This window comes from Tunturibacter empetritectus, from assembly GCF_040358985.1.
GTDB classification, from domain to species: domain Bacteria; phylum Acidobacteriota; class Terriglobia; order Terriglobales; family Acidobacteriaceae; genus Edaphobacter; species Edaphobacter empetritectus.
The window spans coordinates 412196-433649 of record NZ_CP132932.1 but is presented as its reverse complement, the minus strand read 5'-3'; the positions used below and the strand labels follow the sequence as shown (position 1 = coordinate 433649).

22 protein-coding genes are annotated in these 21454 nt (G+C 59.7%); 12 read left to right on the top strand and 10 right to left on the bottom strand.

Annotated features, from left to right (window positions below; genetic code table 11):
* Positions 1-120: 120 nt before the first annotated feature.
* A complete protein-coding gene (locus RBB75_RS01630) occupies positions 121-363 on the bottom strand; it encodes a cold shock domain-containing protein (protein ID WP_179639058.1) in 243 nt (80 codons plus the stop codon).
* Between the two features lie 85 nt (positions 364-448).
* Here RBB75_RS01630 and RBB75_RS01625 point away from each other — a divergent pair, with 85 nt between their 5' ends.
* Complete coding sequence (locus tag RBB75_RS01625) at positions 449-676, top strand: hypothetical protein (protein ID WP_353069308.1); 228 nt, start codon at positions 449-451, stop codon at positions 674-676.
* Here the strand turns inward: RBB75_RS01625 and RBB75_RS01620 are convergent.
* Positions 673-1326: an NUDIX hydrolase gene (locus RBB75_RS01620; RefSeq protein ID WP_353069307.1), complete on the bottom strand. Its 654-nt coding sequence runs from the start codon at positions 1324-1326 to the stop codon at positions 673-675. The two genes, RBB75_RS01625 and RBB75_RS01620, sit on opposite strands and share 4 nt — an antisense overlap.
* A 118-nt stretch (positions 1327-1444) precedes the next feature.
* Here RBB75_RS01620 and bshC point away from each other — a divergent pair, with 118 nt between their 5' ends.
* From bshC to RBB75_RS01600, 4 genes are all read left to right on the top strand, one after another.
* Positions 1445-3082: a bacillithiol biosynthesis cysteine-adding enzyme BshC gene (gene bshC, locus RBB75_RS01615; RefSeq protein ID WP_353069306.1), complete on the top strand. Its 1638-nt coding sequence runs from the start codon at positions 1445-1447 to the stop codon at positions 3080-3082.
* Positions 3083-3243: 161 nt separating this feature from the next.
* Positions 3244-3552 (top strand): hypothetical protein, encoded by a 309-nt coding sequence (locus RBB75_RS01610; protein ID WP_353069305.1) that lies wholly within the window; start codon positions 3244-3246, stop codon positions 3550-3552.
* 32 nt (positions 3553-3584) lie between these two features.
* A complete protein-coding gene (locus RBB75_RS01605) occupies positions 3585-4805 on the top strand; it encodes a VWA domain-containing protein (RefSeq protein WP_353069304.1) in 1221 nt (406 codons plus the stop codon).
* Positions 4806-4837: 32 nt separating this feature from the next.
* Positions 4838-6658, top strand: a complete 1821-nt coding sequence (locus RBB75_RS01600; protein ID WP_353069303.1) for an ABC-F family ATP-binding cassette domain-containing protein — start codon at positions 4838-4840, stop codon at positions 6656-6658.
* Between the two features lie 215 nt (positions 6659-6873).
* On the opposite strand, the gene RBB75_RS01595 is transcribed toward RBB75_RS01600, so the two are convergent.
* Positions 6874-8280, bottom strand: coding sequence for an amidohydrolase family protein (locus RBB75_RS01595; protein ID WP_353069302.1), 1407 nt, complete (start codon positions 8278-8280; stop codon positions 6874-6876).
* Positions 8281-8382: 102 nt separating this feature from the next.
* Here RBB75_RS01595 and RBB75_RS01590 point away from each other — a divergent pair, with 102 nt between their 5' ends.
* Positions 8383-8583: a hypothetical protein gene (locus RBB75_RS01590; protein WP_353069301.1), complete on the top strand. Its 201-nt coding sequence runs from the start codon at positions 8383-8385 to the stop codon at positions 8581-8583.
* Positions 8584-8625: 42 nt separating this feature from the next.
* Here RBB75_RS01590 and RBB75_RS01585 read toward each other — a convergent pair whose 3' ends face one another.
* Positions 8626-9390 carry an enoyl-ACP reductase FabI gene (locus RBB75_RS01585; RefSeq protein WP_179639050.1) on the bottom strand — a complete coding sequence of 255 codons (765 nt, stop codon included), beginning with the start codon at positions 9388-9390 and terminating at the stop codon, positions 8626-8628.
* 133 nt (positions 9391-9523) lie between these two features.
* Here RBB75_RS01585 and RBB75_RS01580 point away from each other — a divergent pair, with 133 nt between their 5' ends.
* Positions 9524-10840, top strand: coding sequence for a Gfo/Idh/MocA family protein (locus tag RBB75_RS01580; RefSeq protein ID WP_353069300.1), 1317 nt, complete (start codon positions 9524-9526; stop codon positions 10838-10840).
* Between the two features lie 9 nt (positions 10841-10849).
* Here the strand turns inward: RBB75_RS01580 and RBB75_RS01575 are convergent, their stop codons facing one another.
* The 6 genes from RBB75_RS01575 to RBB75_RS01550 all read right to left on the bottom strand — a co-directional run bounded on the left by RBB75_RS01575 (position 10850) and on the right by RBB75_RS01550 (position 15710).
* Positions 10850-11227 carry an EVE domain-containing protein gene (locus RBB75_RS01575; RefSeq protein WP_179639048.1) on the bottom strand — a complete coding sequence of 126 codons (378 nt, stop codon included), beginning with the start codon at positions 11225-11227 and terminating at the stop codon, positions 10850-10852.
* A 36-nt stretch (positions 11228-11263) separates the two neighbouring features.
* Positions 11264-12136: a glutamate racemase gene (murI, locus tag RBB75_RS01570; protein ID WP_179639047.1), complete on the bottom strand. Its 873-nt coding sequence runs from the start codon at positions 12134-12136 to the stop codon at positions 11264-11266.
* A gap of 191 nt (positions 12137-12327) precedes the next feature.
* On the bottom strand, positions 12328-13002 hold the full coding sequence (locus RBB75_RS01565; RefSeq protein ID WP_179639046.1) for a GerMN domain-containing protein: 675 nt from the start codon (positions 13000-13002) through the stop codon (positions 12328-12330).
* Entirely contained in the window at positions 12999-13718 is a 720-nt protein-coding gene (locus RBB75_RS01560; RefSeq protein WP_179639045.1) for an N-acetylmuramoyl-L-alanine amidase family protein, read from the bottom strand. The genes RBB75_RS01565 and RBB75_RS01560 overlap by 4 nt, the downstream gene beginning before the upstream one ends.
* A gap of 63 nt (positions 13719-13781) precedes the next feature.
* Positions 13782-15233 carry a DUF1015 domain-containing protein gene (locus RBB75_RS01555; protein ID WP_179639044.1) on the bottom strand — a complete coding sequence of 484 codons (1452 nt, stop codon included), beginning with the start codon at positions 15231-15233 and terminating at the stop codon, positions 13782-13784.
* 177 nt (positions 15234-15410) lie between these two features.
* A complete protein-coding gene (locus tag RBB75_RS01550; protein WP_353069299.1) occupies positions 15411-15710 on the bottom strand; it encodes a hypothetical protein in 300 nt (99 codons plus the stop codon).
* Here RBB75_RS01550 and RBB75_RS01545 point away from each other — a divergent pair.
* The 5 genes from RBB75_RS01545 (at position 15702) to RBB75_RS01525 (ending at position 21444) form a co-directional block, all read left to right on the top strand.
* Complete coding sequence (locus tag RBB75_RS01545) at positions 15702-16643, top strand: VWA domain-containing protein (protein WP_353069298.1); 942 nt, start codon at positions 15702-15704, stop codon at positions 16641-16643. The genes RBB75_RS01550 and RBB75_RS01545 overlap by 9 nt on opposite strands.
* On the top strand, positions 16627-17781 hold the full coding sequence (locus RBB75_RS01540; RefSeq protein WP_257031110.1) for a VWA domain-containing protein: 1155 nt from the start codon (positions 16627-16629) through the stop codon (positions 17779-17781). The genes RBB75_RS01545 and RBB75_RS01540 overlap by 17 nt, the downstream gene beginning before the upstream one ends.
* Positions 17782-17885: 104 nt before the next feature.
* Positions 17886-18812, top strand: coding sequence for a cysteine synthase A (gene cysK / locus RBB75_RS01535; protein ID WP_179639043.1), 927 nt, complete (start codon positions 17886-17888; stop codon positions 18810-18812).
* 39 nt (positions 18813-18851) lie between these two features.
* Positions 18852-20012, top strand: coding sequence for a trans-sulfuration enzyme family protein (locus RBB75_RS01530; protein WP_179639042.1), 1161 nt, complete (start codon positions 18852-18854; stop codon positions 20010-20012).
* Positions 20013-20286: 274 nt separating this feature from the next.
* Positions 20287-21444, top strand: a complete 1158-nt coding sequence (locus RBB75_RS01525) for an acyl-CoA dehydrogenase (protein WP_179639041.1) — start codon at positions 20287-20289, stop codon at positions 21442-21444.
* The last annotated feature ends 10 nt before the right edge of the window (positions 21445-21454 follow it).

The following is a 21454-nucleotide window of genomic DNA, read 5'->3' as shown; positions in this document are numbered from 1 at the left end:
GAAGGCGTCAGAGGCGGGTGCGGCCACTGATGTCAGTATGCAACAAATTGTGAGGGGCTTACAGGGATCGAGCAGGGCTGATCGTACGAGCCGCTGCACCGACCTGAGGGAAAGTTAACGCTACTGACTTTGACTCGCTTGATTTTGACTCGCTTCTTTGAGACGAGCTACTTGATCGGCCTGAGGTCCTTTGGTGCCCTGGATGATGTCGAACTCAACCTCATCCCCTTCTTTGAGGCTCTTGTAGCCCTCGCGCTGGATGGAGCTGTAGTGGACGAAGACGTCGGCTCCATCATCGCGACCCAGGAAGCCGTAGCCTTTTGCGTTATTAAACCATTTCACTGTGCCCTTATATTGTGCCACTGGAGCGACTCCCTTTCTTTGGTTCTGTCACTATGGTGAGCCGCGAGGAGAAAGCGTTTCAACGGCGGCGCCCCATCTGGAAGATGTGACGCAAAGAGGGAAGAAGGAGTTTTCTCAAGGGGTGATTGCGAGCAGGGTTTTTGCGGATGCAGGCGTGTTTGGCTATGAACTTGCACCCTATATGGAGGTGTGGCAAGTGATTGGGTGCATGTGGTTTTTGATGGGATGGGAAGGAGTTGAAAAAAACTTTAAGGAAGCGAGCGTCATTTTTGACAGAGGCTTGACAGGACACTTTACCTGCGAAGTGGATTAGAGCCGGCCAGCGCGACGAGCTGAGTCGTAGAGCATGAGACCGATGAGAGTTTTTCCGTCGTGGATCTTGTTGTCGGCGATGAGAGCGAGGGCTTCGGAGAGGGGGAGGCGAAAGACTTCGATGTTCTCGTCGAGTTCGGGGGCGGAGGCGCCTTCACGGAGGTCGCGTGCGAGGTAGATCTGCATCCACTCGCCGAGGAAGCCTGGGCTGGCGAAGTATTTGGTGAGGAGGGTCCAGCGTTTGGCGCGATAGCCGGTCTCTTCGATCATCTCGCGTTTGGCGGCGGCGAGGATGGCTTCTCCGGGTTCAACGCGACCGGCGGGAAGTTCGATGAGGAGCTGGCCGGCGGCGTGGCGATACTGGCGTTCGAGGATGATGTCAGGGTCGGCGGGATTTTTGGACTCGTCTACGGCGAGGATGACGACGGAGCCGTTGTGGCGGATGACGTCGCGGGTGTTGAGGTGTCCGCCTGGCTCCTGGACCTTGTCGGTGAAGACGGAGAAGACTTTGCCTTTGTAGGAGAGTTTGGAGGAGATGAGCTTTGATTTGGCAGATTTTGATGCGGGTTTGATGGTGGTTGCGGTTGGTGGTTTGGGAGTCTCGGACTGGAGGGCGCTTGGCTTGGTTATCTGCTTTCTTTTTGCGGCCATGAGGCTAAAGTATCATCCTGCATCTAGACTTGGGTGACGGGCATCCAACGGAATGCGCGGAAAAATTTGCTGTGGGATTGCGTGTTGCCCTAGGGAACGAGTCTGAGGACAGGTCTGCATGAGCGTTGAGTGTTTTCCGATCACGGTGCTGCCGCATGTGTCGCAGATCTACCGCGACTATCTTGCGATGGCGGAAAGCGCCGGGGACTCTGCGGTTCGGCGGTGGTATGGGGCGGAGCCATTTGCGGGGAGGTGGATCGGAAGAGGAGAGCCGGTGAAGGATGCCGGAGCGTTGGCGGACCTGTTGGAGAAGCAGGCGGTTGAGTTTGGTGCGGGGGACGCCGCGAAGGCCAACATTGCGAAGTTGCGCGCGGGGGCGCGGGCCGTGGTGACGGGGCAGCAGGTGGTGCTATTTGGGGGGCCGCTGCTGACGATTTTGAAGGCAGCTACGGCAGTGGCGCGGGCGAAAGAGGCCACTAAGGCAACGGGCGTTGAACATGTGCCGGTGTTCTGGATGGCGACGGAGGATCATGATCTGGAAGAGGTGGATCAGGTTTCGCTGCTGACGAAGACGTCGGTGCAGACGCTGCGCGCCGGGCTGAAGGTGACGAGGGCGGTGCCGGTGGGTGGTGTGGTTCCGGCGCCGGAGTTGGAGGCGATACTGGAGCGGGCGAGTGAACTGCTGGAGTTCGCTCAGGTGAGCGAGTGGCTGCGGGAGTGTTATGGGCCTGAGGGCGGGAGGTGGCCTTCGCTGGCGCTGGCCTTCGGGCGATTGATGGCGAAGATCTTTGCGGAGCAGGGGCTGGTGGTGATGGATGCGGCTTCGCGAGAGTTTCATGCGCTGGGGGCTGGCACGCTGCGATATGCGATTGAACATGCGGCGGAGTTGCAGGATGCTTTGATTGCTCGGGGTAAGGAGCTGGTGGCGCGCGGGTATCATGCGCAGGTGCTGGTGGCCGAGGGCGGGTCGATGTTGTTTCTGCTCGATGAGGCGACGGGAGAGCGGGTGGCTCTGCGGCGTAATGTGTCCGTTGATGGGGAGGCTCAGTGGAAGGCGGGTGGGCGGAGTTATTCGACAGCGGAGTTGATTGCGATTCTGGAGGCGGCGCCGGAGAGGTTGAGTCCGAATGCTTTGCTGCGGCCGGTGTTTCAGGATACGTTGCTGCCGACGGCGGCTTATGTGGGCGGGCCGGCTGAGATCGCTTACTTTGCTCAGAGCGCGGTTTTGTATGAGGCGATATTGGGACGGATTACGCCGGTGCTGCCGCGGTTGAGCGCGACGCTGCTGGAGCCGGCGATTGCGACGGTGATGGATAAGGATGAGGTGCAGTTGCCGGATGCGATGACGACGGCGGAGGTGTTGGCGCAGAGGTTGGGTGCGCGGGCGATGCCGATTGAGGGGAAGCGCAAGCTTGCGGCTGTGGGGAATGCGGTGGAGACGGAGTTGAGCGCGCTGACCACATATCTTGCGGGGATGGATGAGTCGCTGGGGCGGTCGGCGGACGTGTCGGGTTCGAAGATGCGGTATCAGATGAATCGGCTGCGAAGGATGGCGGCTACGTTTGAGCTGCAGAAGGAGGCGAGTCTGCGGAAGCATGCGGAGGCGATTGTGCTGAATGTGTTTCCTGGTGGGCATCCTCAGGAGCGCGTGGTGGCGGGAGTGTGGTTTATGGCTCGGTATGGGGATGGGTTGGTGGAGAAGCTGATTGGAGTGGCGGGGAATCAGTGTCCGGGGCATGTGGTGGTGCGGCTGTGAAGTTTGAAGGGCTGTTTGCTCAGGATGGGATCTGCAAAGCGGTTCGCGCGTGGCGCGAATACCCCACCCTATGCGATAAAACCGCAAAGGATGGGGCACCCACATCTTGAAGCTGGTTTGGTTGGGGGGGCGGTTTTAGAATGGGTGGGTGAGGTGTTGCGATGGGATTGAGTGATCAGCCGTTTGAGGTGATGTGTCCGGATTGTGGGGGAATGCTGAAGGTGGATCCGGTGACGCGGGCGGTGATTGCGCATACGTCTGCTCCGAAGAAGAAGATGTTTGAGGACTTTGGCGAGGCGGCGAAGGCGCTGCGTGAGGCGGATGCTCGGAGGGACTCGATCTTTCAGCAGAGTGTGGATGCGCAGAAGAACAAGGATGATGTGATGGCGAAGAAGTTTGCCGAGGCGGTGAAGAAGGCGAAGGAGACCCCGCTGACGGATCGGCCGCTGCGGGATTTTGATTTGGATTAATCGTTTGTGTTGGAGTAATCCTGAGGCTCGATATGAGATACCAGGCTGGACTCGCTCTCGCATTTTTATTTCTGGCAAGCTCTGGGTCCGTGATGCTTGCGCAGACTGCTCCTCAGGTCTCGCAAACTCCCTCGATCAGTACGCATTCGAGTCTGGTAGTGGTGCCGGCGCTGGTTCGGAGTAAGTCGGGGAGTCTGGTTTACACGCTCACGGCTGACGACTTTTCACTAATGGACGATGGTGTTCCGCAGAAACTGACCTTGGAGCAGGATACTGGTGGCGAACCACTAGCTCTTGTCGTGGTGATCGAAGTTGGCGGGGCGGGCGCTCGCGAGTTCAACAAGTACAGTTCTATTGCTCCTCCGCTGGCGCCGATGCTTGCGTCGATTGTTGGCAATGTGCCGCACAAAGTTGCTGTGGTTACGTTTGATAGCACGCCTGCGTTGCTTCAGGGTTTTACGTCCGATACGGCTGCTGCTGCGGATGCGATTCAGACGCTGATGCCGGGCTGTACTCGGCAGCATCATCTAATGAACTGCGCCTCGCCACTTGCTATTCACGACGTCGGTCTGGGGGATAACGGAGCTGCGATTCTCGACACACTCGGCTTCTCTGTCGATCTGCTTCGGGATCAGCCGCGCCAGTATCGGCGTGCAATTCTGCTGATTAGCGAGACGCTTGATCGTGGCAGCCACTTAAAGATGGAAGAGGCGTTGCGCGCTGTGAGTGATACGAACACTACGATTTACAGCATTGGCTATTCGACGGGAAAATCGGAGGCGGCTCACTATGCGGCGCGCGAGTTGCCGACGCAGCCTGGTGCTTTGTGGATGGAGAATCATCATCCGAATCCGCAGAACGGATGCATGGGAAAAGATCCTGATCCTGACCCTGATGCTACTCATAACAAGGCTATTCAAGCTTATGACTGCCTGACTCAGCTTGCGCCGCCGCTGGCGCTTGCGAAGATGGCTGCGATTGAAGCTACGGACGGTCTGAAGCGGAATGTTCCGGAGACGGTTGCACGTCTTACCGGTGGAGAGTACTTCAAGCTCACCGACATGAAGAGTCTGGAACGTAGTCTGGCTGCGATCTCGAATCACATCCCGAATCGGTATGTGCTTAGCTTTCAGCCGCAATCTCCTTCGCCTGGTCTCCACTTGATCAGCCTGCATTTGCAGAACTACTCGAAGCTGCAGGTTACGGCGAGGAGCAGCTATTGGGCAGATGTCGAAACTACTCCGGCCAATTAGGAAGTGCGCAGGAGAGACGGTAGACTGAAGAAATGCCACCAATCTTGAATGCGCAGGGTTTGACTAAGGCCTTTGGCGCTACGCCTTTGTTTCGTGAGATCAGTTTTACTGTTTCGGATGGAGATCGCATTGGGCTGATTGGGCCGAATGGTGCGGGGAAGTCTACGCTGCTGAAGGTGCTGGCGGGCGATGAAGACGCCGATGCCGGGGATGTCGCGGTGCGGAAGCGGGCTCGCGTTGGGTACGTGGCGCAGGAGTCGGTGTTTGCGCCGGGGGTGACGGTGCGTGAGGTGCTGGAGGCTGCGCTGGTGCGGGCGAAGGTGTCCGACGGGGAGCATGAGGGACGGCTGCGGGAGACCTCGGGGCGGACGGGATTTCCGGATCTGACGGCGGAGGCAGCGCGACTGAGCGGTGGGTGGCGGAAGCGGCTGGCGATCGCGGAGGCGGTGGTGACGCATCCGGATGTGTTGCTGCTGGATGAGCCGACGAACCATCTGGATTTAGCCGGGATTGCGTGGCTGGAGGAGCTGCTGAATGAGGGTAGTTTTGCTTGTGTGCTTATCAGCCATGATCGTTATTTTCTTGAGAATGTTGCGACAGAGATAGTCGAGCTGAACCGCGTGTATGCCGAGGGCCTACTGCGGGTGAAGGGGACTTACTCGAAGTTTATTGAGGGCAAGCAGGCGTATATGGAGGCGCAGAGCAAGCTGCAGGATGCGCTGAAGAATCGCGTGAAGATTGAGGTGGACTGGCTGCGGCGCGGGCCGAAGGCGAGGAGCACGAAGGCGAAGGCGCGGATAGATAACGCGCAGGATCTGATTGGGCAGTTGAAGGAGGTTAACTCGCGGGTGCAGACGTCGAGCGCGGGGATTGATTTTTCTGCGACGGATCGGCAGACGAAGCGGCTGGTGGAGTTGGAAGATGTGAGCGTGGTGCTGGGGGACCGGAAGATCGTTGAGGGGTTGAACTTTCTGGTGACCTCTGGGATGCGCGTGGGGTTGGTGGGGCCGAATGGGAGCGGAAAGACCACGCTGCTGCGGCTTTTGACTGGCGAGTTGGAGGCTTCGAAGGGGACGATCAAGAAGGCGGCTTCGTTGAAGATTGTCTACTTCAGCCAGATGCGCGAGCTGGAGGAGGGAGTGACGCTGCGCCGGGCGCTGGCTCCGGATTCGGACTCGGTGGTGTATCAGGGGCGCGTGGTGCATGTGGCCAGTTATGCTACGAAGTTTTTGTTCACCAGCGAACAACTCAATCAGCCTGTCGAAAGGCTGAGTGGAGGCGAACGAGCGCGGGTGCTGATTGCGAAGCTGATGCTGGAGCCTGCGGATCTGCTGCTGCTGGACGAGCCGACGAACGATCTGGATATTGCGACGCTGGAGATTCTGGAGGAGAGTCTGCTTGAGTACACGGGGGCGCTGGTATTAGTGACCCATGATCGTTACATGTTGGATCGAGTGTCGACGATTGTGTTGGGCCTGGATGGGAGGAGTGGTTCGGAGATGTTCGCGGACTACTCGCAGTGGGAGCAGTGGCGGGGTGTGAAGGTGGAGGAGGCGATTGCGCCGGGGGTTGCGGTTTCGCCTGCTGCTCCTGCTAGTGCTTCGAATGGAGCTTCGAATTCGGGTGGGAAGAAGAAGCTTTCTTATCTGGAGGCTCGGGAATATTCGGGGATCGAGGCTGCGGTGGAGGCGGCGGAAGATCGTCTGCAGAAGGCACGGGAGATGATTGAGGATCCGGCGGTGGCGGTGGACGCGGGGCGGCTAACGGCGGCGCTTGAGGAGATGGAGGCGGCGCAGGAGGAGGCGGACGGGCTGTATGCGCGGTGGGCCGAGTTGACGGAAAAGGTTGGGTAGGTTCTTCGTTGTTGCGGGTAGTGGACGAGAGCGGTTCGCGCGTGGCGCGAATAACCCACCCTATGCGATGAGACTGCAAAGGATGGGGCACCCAGCTCCAGAACGGATTTGCTGTTGGTGTGGAGGAAAGGCAACCGCAGATTCCTTCGGAATGACAAACAAAAAGTATGACAAAGAAAGGACCCGGCAGACTCTACGCCAACTGCCACTTGGCTCTAATGTTGCGTTAAGACGCGGCGGTTGGTTTCGGATTGGACTTTGTCGAGGTCCTGGTGGAGGAGTTGATTGTGCTCGACCATGAGTTCGCCGCCGACGTATACGCTGTCGATGTCGCGCTCTGAGGCGATGAGGACGAGGTTCGCGTAAGGGTCTTCGAGTGATACGCCGAGACGTTTTGGATTGATGAGGAGGAAGTCGGCGAATTTGCCGGGTTCGAGGGAGCCTAATTTTTCTTTGACGTTGAGGACGTCTGCGGAGCCCATGGTGTGCAGCCAGAGGACCTGGTAGGGACTCATGACGGTGGCGTCTTCGTACTTGTCGTGGATGGCGTAGAGGCCGGTGCGCATGTTTTCGAAGGGGTCGGCGAGGTCGGCGCTGGCTTCGCCGTCGACACCCATCCCAACGCGAATGCCCATCTTGAGGTACTTCGGTATGTCGGCGACGCCTGAGGCGAGGCGGCCGTTCGAGAGCGGGTTCCACGACATGGAGGCTCCGGCTTTGGTGGTCTCCTGGAGGATGAAGTCGTCGGAGTGGATGAAGTGGCCGAAGATGAGTTGGTTGGTGAGCAGGCCGCTGTCCATGATCCAGCGAAACTTGGATCGCTGTTCGCCCTGATCGTCGGGCGCTTCAATGTAGTGGGTCTGGTTGCCGAGGCGGAACTCCTTCATCATGGCTGCTTCCATCACGGCTTGCTGATAAGTGTTGTTGAAGGCGGTCATGCCGCTGATCATGACGCTGAGGAAGTGTGGGTTGGGTGGTTGGGCAGCGGTCCAGTCCAGGAAAGTCTTGAGGCGCGTGCGGGCCTGGTCGATGGTGATGGCGGGAGACATGCGGTCGGGACCGTAGCTGTGCACGAAGCGGATGCCGGACTCGGCTGCGCCGCGAAACTGGGCTTCTTCGAACTGATTGTTCAACTCGGCGGTCTTGGCTCGACCGCCGTAGGTGAAGTTGTAGGCGGTGGTGATGCCGTGCTCGAGGTGGTCGAGCGAGCCGAGGAGAGCGAACCAGTACATGTCTTCGGGTGAGGCTTTGGCGGCATGGATTCCGTAGAGATCGTCGATCCAGCCGGGGAGAGTTTTGTCGGCGGCGAGGCCGCGATAGGCTGCCTGCCAGAGATGGCTGTGTGCGGAGATGAAGCCGGGGATCATGAGGTCGCCGTGGGCGTCGATGACTTTGTCGGCGTGGAGGCTGGCGGGCGGCTCGCCAGCGGCGACGGCGAGGATGGTGCCGTCTGGTGCGATCGAGAGATAGCCGTTGATGGGCTCGCGCTGATTGGCGGCCATGGTCATGATGCGCGCGTTGCGGATGATGAGTTTGGGATTGGCGGCGAAGGCGGGGTAGGTTATGAGCGCGAGGAAGAGGAGGAATACTCGGCGGATGAGGCTTGAAAGATGGCTGGGCATGCGTTGTGTTTAGCGTGGATGTGTTTTCAAGTCAATTGGAAAGTGCGCGGTTCGCTTGAGTGTTGCTGGGTTGGCGGCGTTTCGCGATATGCTGCTGGGACTATGAAAAAACTTTTTTGCGGGTTGGTTGCGGGTTTTGCGGCTTCGCTAAGCGTGGCGCAGGATACAGGGGCGACGAAGCATGTGGTGGTGCTGCATGCGGCGCGAATGCTGGATGTTGCAGCGGGTAAGATCGCTTTGCCCAGGTCGTGTGTGAACGCTATCAGCGTCAAGACTCCTCCAACAATAGAGGCTGTAACGTAGGCCGCTAGGGTGGGAGTGAGTTTCCGCATGTCGATTTTGCGCTTAGAGGCCGGTGATGTTGAAGCCGCAGTCGACGAAGGTGATTTCGCCGGTGATGCCGCTGGCGAGGTCGCTCGATAGGAAGAGGGCTGTGTTGCCGACTTCTAAAGCGTCGACGTTGCGATGGAGTGGGGCGCGCTGCTCGACTGCGGTGAGGATGGTTGTGAAGTCGCTGATGCCGCGCGCGGCGAGGGTCTTGATGGGGCCGGCGGAGATGGCGTTGACTCGAATCTTCTTCGCGCCGAGATCTGAGGCGAGGTAGCGGACGGCGGATTCGAGTCCGGCTTTGGCGACGCCCATAATGTTGTAGTTGGGGAAGACTTTTTCGGCGCCGTAGTAGGTAAGGGTGAGGATGGAGCTTCCTTCGGCCATGAGAGGCTCGGCTGCGCGAGCGAGGGCGATGAGGGAGTACACGCTGATGTCGTGAGCGATGCGGAAGTCTTCGCGCGGAGTTCGCAGGACATTGTTTATTTTCATGTTGGGTGCGAATCCAATGGAGTGAATGAGAATGTCGAGCTTGCCATAGACGGTTTTGAACTGCTCGAAGACGGCGTCAATTTCTGCGTCGCTGGAGACGTCGCAGCGGAAGGTCTTGGCGCCGGGGAGATCGGCGGCTAACTCTTCCGCCTCGCGCTGGAGACGCTCGCTTTGATAACAGATGGCGAGGGTGGCGCCGGCTTCGGCGAGCTTCTGGGCGATGGCCCACGCGATGCTGCGTTTGTTGGCGAGGCCGAAGACGACGGCTACTTTGCCTTTGAGGTCAATCATGATGCGTGGTGATCCTTTCAAGACGGCTTGGGCGGGTGGGGCGTGGCCCAACAGAAAGGATAGCAGGGTGAGGGCGGTACGAGATGAGTGGGAGTTCTTCTATAGTGGAGGCGCTGGTTGAGGAGGATATTTGATGTCGGAGTTTTCGCGTAGAAGGTTTTTGCAGACGGGGAGTGGGTTGGCTATGGCGGCGGCTTTGCCCGGTACAGTGATGCTGGGGCAAGAGCAGGCGGCGCCGGTGGCGAGTGGGGACCGGGTGAGATTTGCGAGCATCGGGGTGGGGATCCAGGGATCTCAGTTGCTCAGGAACGCTGTGAGTCTGCCACAGGCGCAGTGTGTTGCGGCGTGCGATCTGTATGACGGGCGGCATACGCTGGCGAAGGAGATTGCGGGCGCGAATATCAAGACGACGCGGCGGTATCAGGAGATTCTGGAGGATAAGGATATCGAAGCGGTGATTGTTGCGGTGCCGGATCACTGGCATAAGCAGATCACGGTGGATGCGATTCGCGCGGGGAAGGATGTGCACTGCGAGAAGCCGATGTCGCACACCATCGCCGAGGGGGAGGAGATGGTGGCGGCGGTGAAGGGAAGCAAGAACTTTGTGCAGGTGGGGTCGCAGAGGGTGAGCTCGAAGGTGTTTGCGAAGGCGAAGGAGTTGTACGACTCGGGCGCGATTGGAGAGGTACACCAGGTGGAGCTGCAGCTGGGGAGGAACTCACCGGGTGGGGCTTGGGTGTATCCTCCGCCGCTGGATCTTTCGCCCGAGACGCTGGACTGGGCGACGTGGCAGGGGACTGCGCCGAAGAAGACGTTCGATCCGATTGCGTTTGCGCGGTGGCGTGCGTTCCATGAGTACGGCACGGGAATGGCTGGCGACTTGATGGTGCATCTGTTGAGTGGGATGCAATTTGTAACCGGGATCAATGCGACTCCGGATAGGGCTTACTCGATTGGGGGGATCTATCGCTGGAAGGATGGGCGGAATATGCCGGACCTGATGGTGACTGAGTTTGAGTATGGCAATGTAGCTGTGACGGTGCGGCTGACGCTGGGGACGGAGACGCCTGAGGTGACGCGGGTGATGGGGCCGAAGGGCGTGATTGAGATTTCGAATACCAATACTGTGACGTTGATTCCTCAGTTGGGGGTAGATCGATCGCCGGCTTATGGGATCAATGGGTTTCCGGCGGCGATGCATGCGCAGTATGAGAAGCAGTGGCATGCGGAGCACGATGCTTTTCTAGCGGAGCATCCGTTGGACGACACGATGATGTGGAAGGGGCCTTCATGGGATGAGCTGCGACCGCACCTGGCAACGTTCTTCGATGCGGTGAGATCGCGGAAGCCGGTGGCGGAGGATGTGGTGTTTGGGCACCATGCGGCAGCGGCTTGCCAAATGGCGAACGCTTCTTACTTTGAGAAGAAGGTGATTACGAAGAAGATTTAGGAAGAAGGCTTAGGCGGTGAGCCAGTCGTACTGAGCGTCTGTGAGGGGGACGACGGAGAGGCGGAACTGGCGGAAGAGGATGGAATCTTTGAAGACGGCGGCGGTGCGCATCTCGTCGAGCGGCTTCTCGGTTTTGAGGCGCTTAACGGGCTTGATGCGGACCTGCGGGTTTTTGGGGTCGGCGGCATCGACGGAGACTACCTTGGCTGTGCCGACGGCTGCTTTGCCGACGACGGAGTGATAGATGACGAGTTTTTCGCCGGGCTTCATGCCTCGAAGATTGAGGAGGGCCTGGTTGTTGGAGATGCCGTCCCAGGTGGTCTCGCCGTCGCGCTCGAGGTCTTCGAAGGAGTATTTGGTGGGTTCGGTTTTTAGCAGGTAGGGCATCGTTTTTCTCCGTTTGCAGGATAAAGCAAAGTTAGCTTAGCCGCCGAGGTCGACTAGATTGACTTTGGTGACGGGTTGGCCGAGGAAGTTGGAGCCGAGGCGCTGGAACTTTTCTATGGAGTCGGTGGCGTAGAAGGTGCAGCTTGGTTGGGTGGTGGGGGTGAGGTTGGGGAAGTGGTTGGCGACGAGGGCGGCGGTGGCCCGGGCGGTGGCGTCGGCGGAGTCGATGACGGTGAGGGGGTGGCCGATGGAGTCGAGGGTGCGGTGGATGGCGGGCTCGATGAGAGGGTAGTGGGTGCAGCCGAGGAGGAGGGTTTGGGTGGCTGGCGCGGCGGCGAGGGCTTCGGTGAGGTAGATTTTCAGGACTTCGTCGGTGACGGGGTGGTTGGTCCAGCCCTCTTCGACGAGCGGGACTAGGAGTGGGCAGGCTTTTTCGCTCGCCTCAAGGCCGAGGGCGTTGAGAGCGTGGGTGTAGGCGTGGGATTGGACTGTGGCTTGAGTGGCGAGGACGAGGACGTTGTTTGGACCGTCGGGAGTATTGGACCCCGGGGAGCTCGAGGTTGCGAGGGCGGCCTGGGCTCCGGGTTCGACTACGCCGATGACGGGGATGGGCAGGGCTTGCTGGATGTCCGGAAGGGCCAGGGCGGTGGCGGTGTTGCAGGCGATGACGAGGAGGTCGGCACCTTGATCGTGGAGGAACTTTGCGCTGGAGACGGCATAGCGGGCGACGGTTTCGCGGGACTTGGAGCCGTAGGGGAGACGTGCGGTGTCGCCGAGGAATAGGTAGTGGGCGTGGGGGATGAGCGGAAGGAGGGCGCGGAGGACGGTGAGGCCGCCGAAGCCTGAGTCGAAGACGCCGATGGTGAGGGATTTTGCGGGGTTTGGATTGGCTGCGGGGCTGTCGGTCATGAGTGTTTTGTTATTGCTGCTGAAGCTCTTGTTATTGTTGAACATTTTTTTGCGGAAAGGTTCTGAAGGTTGTAAATGCTTAGTGACCTTCGGGATCCTTCGCTACGCTTAGGATGACGGCAACACAAAGCAAGGACGTGGGGTGAGCTATCTATGCTGAAGGCTCTTTTGTATGTTAGGCTGTTTTTCTTTTAAGGCTGAGGGGTTTCGGTGGGTGGGGCCGGGTGGGAGGTGGTGTCGACCGCGGGGTAGGTGCGGAGGAGGTCGGCGTGGCCGGCGAGGGTGTCGTGGGGCTGGCCGTCGACCAGGAAGCGGACGCCGGTGATCTGGGGGAGCGCGGTGTGGAGGGTGCCGACGATCGATTGCACGGTGAGAGCCTCGACCTGGATGCCAGAGGGGTGATTGTCTACGAAGGAGCCGTGGAGGTTGACGATGGCTTGCTGGTTGGCTTGGGAGAGGTCGGCTAAAGGCCGATGCGGGGTCTTGGTCTGGTTTGTCTGGGTTATCTCGGGGGGAGTCAGGAGGAAGACATCGTCGACGGCGGGGCCGGCTTGGAGTGGATGTTTGGAGGTGGGGAGGGCGTAGGTTGCGAGGAGGTGCTCGAGGAGGGTGCGGGCGCGTAGGGTTGGTGCCTGGGGCAGGGCGAAGGATTCGGTGGTGGGGGTGATGGAGGCGTCGGTGTCGCTGGCGAGATAGAGGGTGATGTCTTCGGTGCTGGTGGCGGTGGGGGCGGCGATGGGGGTGGCGTCGTTGAGGGCGGCGAGGCGCTTGTGGGCCTGCTGGCAGCCGCGGAGGAGAAAGGCCGACATGAGGAGGATGCCGCCCAAGAGGCTCCAGAAGAGGATGCGCTGGTAGCGGGGGATCATCGGGCAGCTCCGGCGGCGGGGTTCTGGTTCCTGCGCCAGGTGGTGAGGCCGGTGGCGATGGCCTGGGCGATCTGCTGCTGGTAGTTGGCGTCGCTGACAGGGGTGGGGTCACCGTCGGTTGGGGTAAGAGGCGCGATCTCTATGGCGACGGCGGGGCAGGTTAGGTTATCAAGGGGGCGGAGGGAGGCGCGGGTGAGCAGGACGGGCAGGCGGGAGTGAAGGAGGGCGAGGCCGAGGGAGTTGGCGAGGGCGAGGCTCTGGGGGATGGAGGCGGATTGCGCGGTGTCCCAGGGGATGGCGTGGTGTGTTTCGGTGTCGGCGTCGTCGGGCGGCGGGACGTCGGAGGTGATGATGTGGACGCCGTTGCCGCTGGCGGTGGCGTGGAGGACGAGGCAGGCGGTGGGGTGCGAGTGGTTGGCGATCTCGGCGCGCTGGTCGGTGGTGAAGGGGACGGTGGGGTCGGTGTCGCGAGTGGCGATGACGGAGAAGCCGCTGGTGGAGAGGAGTGCGCGGAGGCGAGTTGCGAAGGCGAGGGTGAGGGATTTTTCAGGGAGGTTGTCGGTGAGCCGGGCGCCGGAGTCGGTGCCGCCGTGGGCGGGGTCGAGAAAGATGGTGGTGCGGGGGATGGGTTGCGGGGTTTGCGCGGTTAGGGGGGCGAGGCTCGCGAGGAGGACTAGGGCTAGGCGCGCGGCGAATTGCTTTAGGGGGTAAGTCAAAGGGTTTGAGTGGTCGCGGGTTTGATTGTAAATGGGTTTCGCGACCACTCGGGTTGGTGAAGTTTAGTCGAGGGCGTAGATGGCTAGGCCGCTTAGAAGTTTGGGGTAGAAGTCGGTTGATTTCTGGGGCATGACGTCGCCGGAGAGAGAGATGTCGCGGAGCTGGTCTAGGGTGATGGGTTTGATGAGGAAGGCTATGTCGGCTTCGCCGCTGGCGACCAGGGCGGTGGCTTCGGCGGGCTCTCGAATGTAGCGGACGTTGCCGAGGCGGGTGATGGTGTCCTGGTCGAGGCCGAGGAGCTTGTCGAGGATGATGCTGTGGAGTTGGACGACGTCGAGCTGGGCCTGGCGGGGAGAGATGCCTTTGAGGGCCGCTGCGATGACGTCGGGCTTTGGGGTGAGGAGGTAGTTGCCGTCGCCGGTGGCGGCCAGGAAGGCGGTGCCGGGGGTGGCGTTGAGTGCGGCGAGGTCGGGTGTGGTTAGCTCTTTGATGTTGAAGAAGGCGCTGGCTTTGGTGATGAAGTCGGGTGAGCTGAAGCTGGGCAGGCCGTGGACGACGCGGTGGGTGGGCAGGATGGTGATGCCGGGGGCGTCCATGTTGACGAAGGTCATCATCATGGCGGCTTCGGGGAAGGCCGGGGTGGGGAGGGTGGAGCGGGTGTCGCCGTCGGCGATGACGGAGGGGGAGCTGTCTTCGTCGCCGGGGATGGCCTGCTTGAAAGGGAGTTTGAGTTGGGCTGAGCGCTCCTTTGCGTAGGCGACGGAGGTCTCGTAGCGGTGGTGGCCGTCGGCGATGATGAGCTTCTTGTCGGCCATGGCGGTGAGGAGGAGATTGATGATGTGGGGATCGGTGATCTTCCAGAGGCGATGGACGACGTTGTACTCGTCGGTGATGGCGAGGTCAGCTGGTGCGGTGTCGGGGCCGATCTTGCCGCTGAAGTCTTTGCCGGGGCCGCTGGCGCCGAAGATGAGCTTTTCGGCGGTGAAGGCTGGGTCGGAGTAGAGCATGTAGATCTGCTCGCAGTAGGCGCGGGTGGCTTTGAAGAGGGCGAGGCGGTCGGACTTGTGCTTGGGGAAGGTCTGCTCGTGGCGGTAGACGACCTTGTCGGCGTAGTCGTAGAGGTGGCCGAGGGCGATGAAGCCGCGGCGTTCGCGGGTCTCCGTTTGTCCAGCCGCGGCGCCGGTACCAGGAACTTCATAAGTCTGGGAGTAGCCGTAGACGGCTGGCTCGGCCTCTTCGGCGAGGACACGATCGCGGCGCCACTCGCGGAGGGTCTCGGCGGCGCGGGTGTAGACGTTGTGGGCCTGTTCGCCGTAGGGGAGGAAGTCCTGCGGGTCGGTGTCGCCGGGCTCGTGTTTGCCGAGGATGATGCGGATGAGGTTGTAGGGGCTGGCTTCGTAGTAGAGCTGCTGCATGGCTGGGGTGATCTTGTCGTAGGGCTGGGTGACGACGTCTTCCATGTTGACGCGGGCGGGGTCGTAACGGAGGGCGCGGAAGGGGTAAAGACGGGCCATGCTTTGAAGGTTCTCCAGAGTTGGATTCTGTGGTGATTGTACGGGTTGGGACGTGAAGAGAGGGTAAGAAGGGGTGAGAGGAATCCGGAGGTGTATGGAGAACGTTGAGGAGACAGCAACTGCGCGCAGGCCAAGATGAATTGATGACAAATGGGGTTGACAGGGGGTCTATTATCTTCAGAACGCAGCATCTGATGGACTTGGCGGGCTGTGGGTTGAGTGATTGGTAGAGGCTCCACAGATGTGCGACTGGTGAGTGGTCGCGAGGACTACATAGGTGCCGAGATGGAGATCAATAGACGGGACGGGGTAGTTGTTGGAGACGGGCGAAGAGAGTGTGGGGCGGCTCGCCTGAGAGGGCGTTGGGCCGGGTGGAGGCTTGGGGTGTTGCTGGGTCTGTGTTTGGGGTTGTGGGGTGGGGCGGAAGGTGGAGTTTGCCTCGCGCAGGAGCAGGAGAATCCGCTGGATGTGGTCCATACGCCTGCACCGCCTGCGCCGCCGAAGACGCCTGAGGAGAAGAAGCCGGTGATCGAAGGGGCGGCAAATGCGGCTGCGCTGGGAACTTCGCGACGGGATGCGCGGATTCGAGTGGATGTGAACCTCGTGCTGATTCCGGCGACGGTGACCGATCCAATGAATCGGCTAGTGACAGGGTTGGAACGGGAGAACTTCGAGGTCTTCGACAACAATATCGGACAGGTGATCAAGAGCTTCTCGACACAGGATGCGCCGGTGACGATTGGGATCATCTTCGATTTGAGCGGGAGCATGTCGTCGAAGTTTGCGCGTGCGCGGAAGGCGTTGAGTGAGTTTTTGAGGACATCAAACCCGCAGGATGAGTTCTTTGTCGTCGGGTTCAACGATCGGCCCGCGGTGATTGTGGATTACACGTCCGATGTGGATGACGTGGAGGCGCGGATGGTGATGCTGAAGCCGGAGAATCGGACTGCGCTGATCGATGCGATCTATCTTGGCGTGGATAAGTTGAAGCAGGCGAAGTATGAACGGAAGGCGCTGCTAATAATCTCGGATGGAGGGGATAATCGCAGCCGTTATACGGAGGGCGAGCTGCGGCGCGTGGTGCGGGAGAGCGATGTGCAGATCTACTCGATCGGGATCTTCGATCAATATGCGCCGACGACCGAGGAGCAGTTGGGGCCGGTACTGCTGACCGATATCTGCGATATGACCGGGGGACGGATGTTCCGGGTCTCGGAGCTGGGGGACTTGGGCGATATTGCTTCGCGGATCAGCGCAGAGCTGAGAAATGAATATGTGATCGGGTATAGGCCTTCAGAGGTGAAGCAGGATGGGAACTGGCGTAAATTGAAGATACGACTCGTTCCGCCGCCAGGGCTTCCGAACCTGACGGTACATAATCGCCAGGGGTACTATGCACCTTCGCAGTAAGTGTTTTCAGCCGGGGATGGCCGCTGCAGGATGGTTGATGCTGATGGCCGGTGGGGCGGCCGGATTGGCCCAGCAACCTGCATCTCCGCAGGTAACCGCGAAACAACAACCCGCTTCGCAACAACCTTCGCTAACGGTGGATCGCGATCCTGTGGCTTCGCCTGATCCTGATCCGCCTGCACAGAGCCAGACCGGCGCTCCGCAAGGTGTAGGTAGTAATGCGATTGCGCGCGAGAACGGCAAGTACACGCTGCGGCAGGATGCTTACGAGGTGCGGCTGAATGCGACGGTGCTCGATGGAAGTGGCCGGTCGGTTCAGACGCTGGATAAAGATGCATTTCATGTCTATGAAGATGGAGTTCCACAGACGATCAACTCGTTTCGGCATGAGGACCTGCCAGTGTCGCTGGGGCTGCTAATCGACAGCTCGGGGTCGATGTATGACAAGCGTCAGGCGGTGGATAAGGCGTCGCTGGATTTTGTGAAGTTGTCGAATCCCGAGGATGAAGAGTTCCTAGTGGACTTCTCGTGGGAGGCGTTCATCGACCAGGACTTTACGAATAATATCGACAAGCTGCAGCAGGGGCTGGGATATATCAAGTCGAGTGGTGGAACGGCGATCTACGATGCTCTGGTGGCATCGGCGGATTATCTGGCGAAGAACGCGAAGCATCCGAAGCAGGTGCTGCTGGTGATTACCGATGGCGAAGACAATGCTTCGAGCGCGACGCTGGAGCAGACGATTCGCAGGATTCAGGATCTCGACGGGCCGGTGATCTATTGTGTGGGACTGCTGTTTGGCGAGGATACGGATAAGCGTGAGTCGCGACATGCGCGGAGGGTATTGGAGACACTGGCGGAGCAGACGGGGGGGGCGGCTTACTTTCCTAAGTCGGTGAATCAAGTAGACGAGATTGCTGCAGAGGTGGCGCAGGATATTCGCACGCAGTACACGATCTCGTATCACTCTACGAAGTCGCCGACGCTTGGCGGCTATCGCGAGGTGCATGTGGAGGCCAAGTCCAAGAGCTTTGGCCGGCTGTCGGTGCGGACGCGGACGGGGTATTATCCGAGGGTGGTGGCGGAGGCGGGCAAAGGTGGGAGCGCCGGCTTTAGTGATCCCGGAAAGAAGAACTGAGGCGTAGGATCGCTGATGGAGTTGCGGGCGATTGCCTCGGGACACCTCTGTCTGTCAGTAGGATGGAAGCTGACGATTGATTTTGTTTATGAAGGATTGGGTTGATGAAGGTTGTTGAGAGCATCTTGGAGTTAGTGGGGCAGACGCCTATGGTTCGTCTGCGCCGGCTTGAACAGGGAAGTGGTAGTGGAAATTGCGGAGAGATTTGGGCGAAGCTCGAGTACTTGAATCCGGGGGGAAGTATTAAGGACAGGGCGGCACTTGGGATTGTGCTGGACGCTGAGCGGCGGGGTGTGTTGCAGCCTGGCGGGACGATTGTGGAGGCGACTGCCGGGAATACAGGCGTCGGGTTGGCGTTGATCGGCGTCAATCGCGGATACAAGGTGATGCTTTATGTGCCGGAGCAGTTTGCTGAGGAGAAGTGCAAGCTGATGCGCGGGTTGGGTGCGACGGTGGAGCGAACGCCTGAGACCGAGGGAATGGCGGGGGCGATTCGACGGGCGTTGCAGTTCGAGAGAGAGACGCCGGGGGCATTTGCTGCGCTGCAGTTTGAGAATCCGGCGAACCCCGACTTTCATGAAGAGACGACGGCGGCGGAGATCTGGGAGCAGATGGAAGGGCGCGTGGATGCGTGGGTCTCGGGGGTGGGATCGGCGGGTACGTTTACTGGGGTGGCTCGGTTCTTCAAGAAGAAGCGTGCGGAGATTTTGACCGTAGCGGTGGAGCCGCAGGGGAGTGTGCTGGAGGGCGGCGAGCCGGGGCCGCATAAGGTTGAAGGGATTGGGGTTTCGTTTATTCCTGCGACGTTTGACCGCTCCGTGTGCGATCGCGTGATGATGGTGATGGACGAGCCGGCGTTGAAGATGGTGAGACGACTGGCTGCGGAAGAGGGTGTGTTCGCGGGGTCCAGCGCGGGGGCGATGCTGTGCGCAGCGGTGGATGTGGCGCGGGAGCTTGGAGCGGGGAAGAGAGTGGTTACTGTGATTCCGGATTCGGCGGAGAGGTATCTGTCGAAGGCGCTGCTGGATTAATTTTCAAACTGGAATAAATTGTGATGATTGGGGTTACAAATGACAGAAGCGAAGAAGAGAGCTGGGTTTGCAACGCGAGCGATTCACGACGGGCAGGCTCCTGATGAGGTGACGGGCGCGGTGAATGTGCCGATCTATTTGACCTCGACGTATCAGCAGGAGGAGATCGGTAAGAACAAGGGGCATGAGTATGCTCGGCTGACGAACCCGACGCGGGATGCGTTGGAGGAGAGCCTGTGCTCGCTCGAAGGCGGTACGAGCGCTCATGTGTTCGGCAGTGGGATGGCGGCGATTACTGCGCTGTGCACGATGATGAAGTCTGGCGACCACGTAGTCTGCTCGGACAATGTGTACGGTGGGACAGGGAGGTTGTTCGACAAGGTGCTGACGAACTATGGGCTGACGTTTACTTATGTCGACACGAGCGTGGCCGAAAATGTTGCCGCTGCGATTACTCCGGCGACGAAGCTGGTGCATATCGAGACGCCGACGAATCCGATGATGTCATTGACGGATATTGGTGCGGTGGCGAGGATCTGCCATGCGAAGGGCGTGGAGTTGAGTGTGGACAATACGTTTCTGTCGCCCTATCTGCAGCAGCCGATCGCATTGGGCGCCGACATTGTGATGCACTCGACGACGAAGTTTTTGAATGGCCACTCGGATGGGCTGGGGGGCGTGTTGATCTGCACCAAGCCGGAGCATGCGGAGACATTTCGGTTTGTGCAAAAGTGCACGGGCGGGATACTGTCGCCGTTTGAGAGCTATCTGCTGCTGCGCGGGGTAAAGACGCTGGCGGTGCGGATGAAGCAACATGATGCAAATGGCCGCGTGGTTGCTGATTTTTTGAAGGGGCATGCCAAGGTGCAGCAGGTGTTTTATCCCGGGTTGGTGGAGCATCCGCAGCATGAACTGGCGAAGCGGCAACAGCATGGGTTCGGGTCTATGATCTCGATGGAACTGGGGTCTCTGGAGAAGGCGAATAGGTTTGCGAAGGCGCTGCGGCTTGGTTTACTGGCAGAGTCGCTTGGAGGAGTGGAGACGCTGATCTGTCATCCGGCGACGATGACGCATGCTGCGGTGGGGGCTGAGGGGCGGGCGAGGCTGGGCATTACGGATGGATTGATGCGGGTGTCGGTGGGGATCGAGGATGTGGAGGATATTGTCGCGGATCTGGGGCAGGCGCTGGATAAGATCTGAAAGACTGTGTCCTGCCGGACGGGCCCACTGCGCGTGGGGCGGTCACTTCGTGACGCGTATACTGCTTCGCGTGGCGCTCCCGTTGGTCGCGAAAGAAGATGATTACGACCAACGGGAGGGCCCATGTCGCTTAGTCTGCCTGGACCGGTATACAAGTCACGAAGTGACCGCCCCACGCGCAGTGGGCCCGTCCGGCAGGACATTCATGCGCAAGCCAGAGTATGCATGAATGTGATAGATGTATTAGCGTAGGTTATAACGCGTTGGAGGGTTCATGTTTGGGTTGACCGATGAGCAGAAGCAGTTGCAGAGTGCAGTTCGAGCCTTTGCTGAGGGAGAAGTTGCGCCGCATGTCTCGGAGTGGGACGAGAAGAGCGAGTTTCCGCACGAGGTGGTGAAGAAGCTTGGAGAGATGGGTTTGTTAGGCGTGATCTTTCCTGAGTCGCTGGGTGGAGCAGGCATGGGCTACGTGGAGTATGTGCTGGCGATTGAGGAGCTCTCGCGGGTGGACGGGAGTGTCGGAATTATCGTCGCGGCGCATAATTCGTTGTGCACGAATCACATCATGCTGGGTGGAAACGAGGAGCAGAGGAAGCGGTGGATTCCGAAGCTGGCGAGCGGGCAGTGGCTTGGTGCATGGGGTTTGACGGAGCCGGGATCGGGTTCGGATGCGGGTGGGGCGCGCACTACGGCGGTGAAGCAGGGCGACAAGTGGGTGTTGAATGGGAGTAAGACGTTCATCACCAATGGAACCTATGCAAACTGCGCTGTGGTGCTGGCGGTAACGGATAAGGAGAAGGGAACGCGTGGCGGAATCTCGGCGTTTGTGGTGGAGCGGGGTACGAAGGGATTTCGGTCGGGGCGCAAGGAGAACAAGCTGGGGCTGCGTGCGAGCGATACGGCAGAGTTGATCTTTGAGGACTGCGAGGTTCCAGCGGAGAACCTGGTTGGGAAAGAGGGCGACGGTTTCAAAGATGCGATGCGCGTGCTGGATGGCGGCAGAATCTCGATTGCGGCGCTGAGCCTGGGAATGGCACGTGGTGCGCTCGATGCGGCAATGAAGTATGCGCAGGAGCGGCGACAGTTTGGGAAGGCGATCAGCGAGTTTCAGGCGATCCAGTTCAAGCTGGCCGATATGGCGACGGAGTTGGATGCGGCGTGGTTGTTGACGATGCGCGCGGCGCAGATGAAGGACGCAGGCAAAAAGGTGACGCTGGAGTCTGCGATGGCGAAGCTGTATGCGAGTGAGGCGGCTTGCAGGATCTGCGACGAGGGTGTGCAGATTCATGGAGGATATGGGTTCATCAAGGACTATCCGGCAGAGAAGTTTTATCGAGATGTGAGGCTGTGTCCCATTGGTGAGGGAACGAGCGAGATTCAGCGGATGGTGATTGCACGCGAGCTGCTTGGGAAGAGTCCCAGCCGTGGCTAGCGGTAGTTAC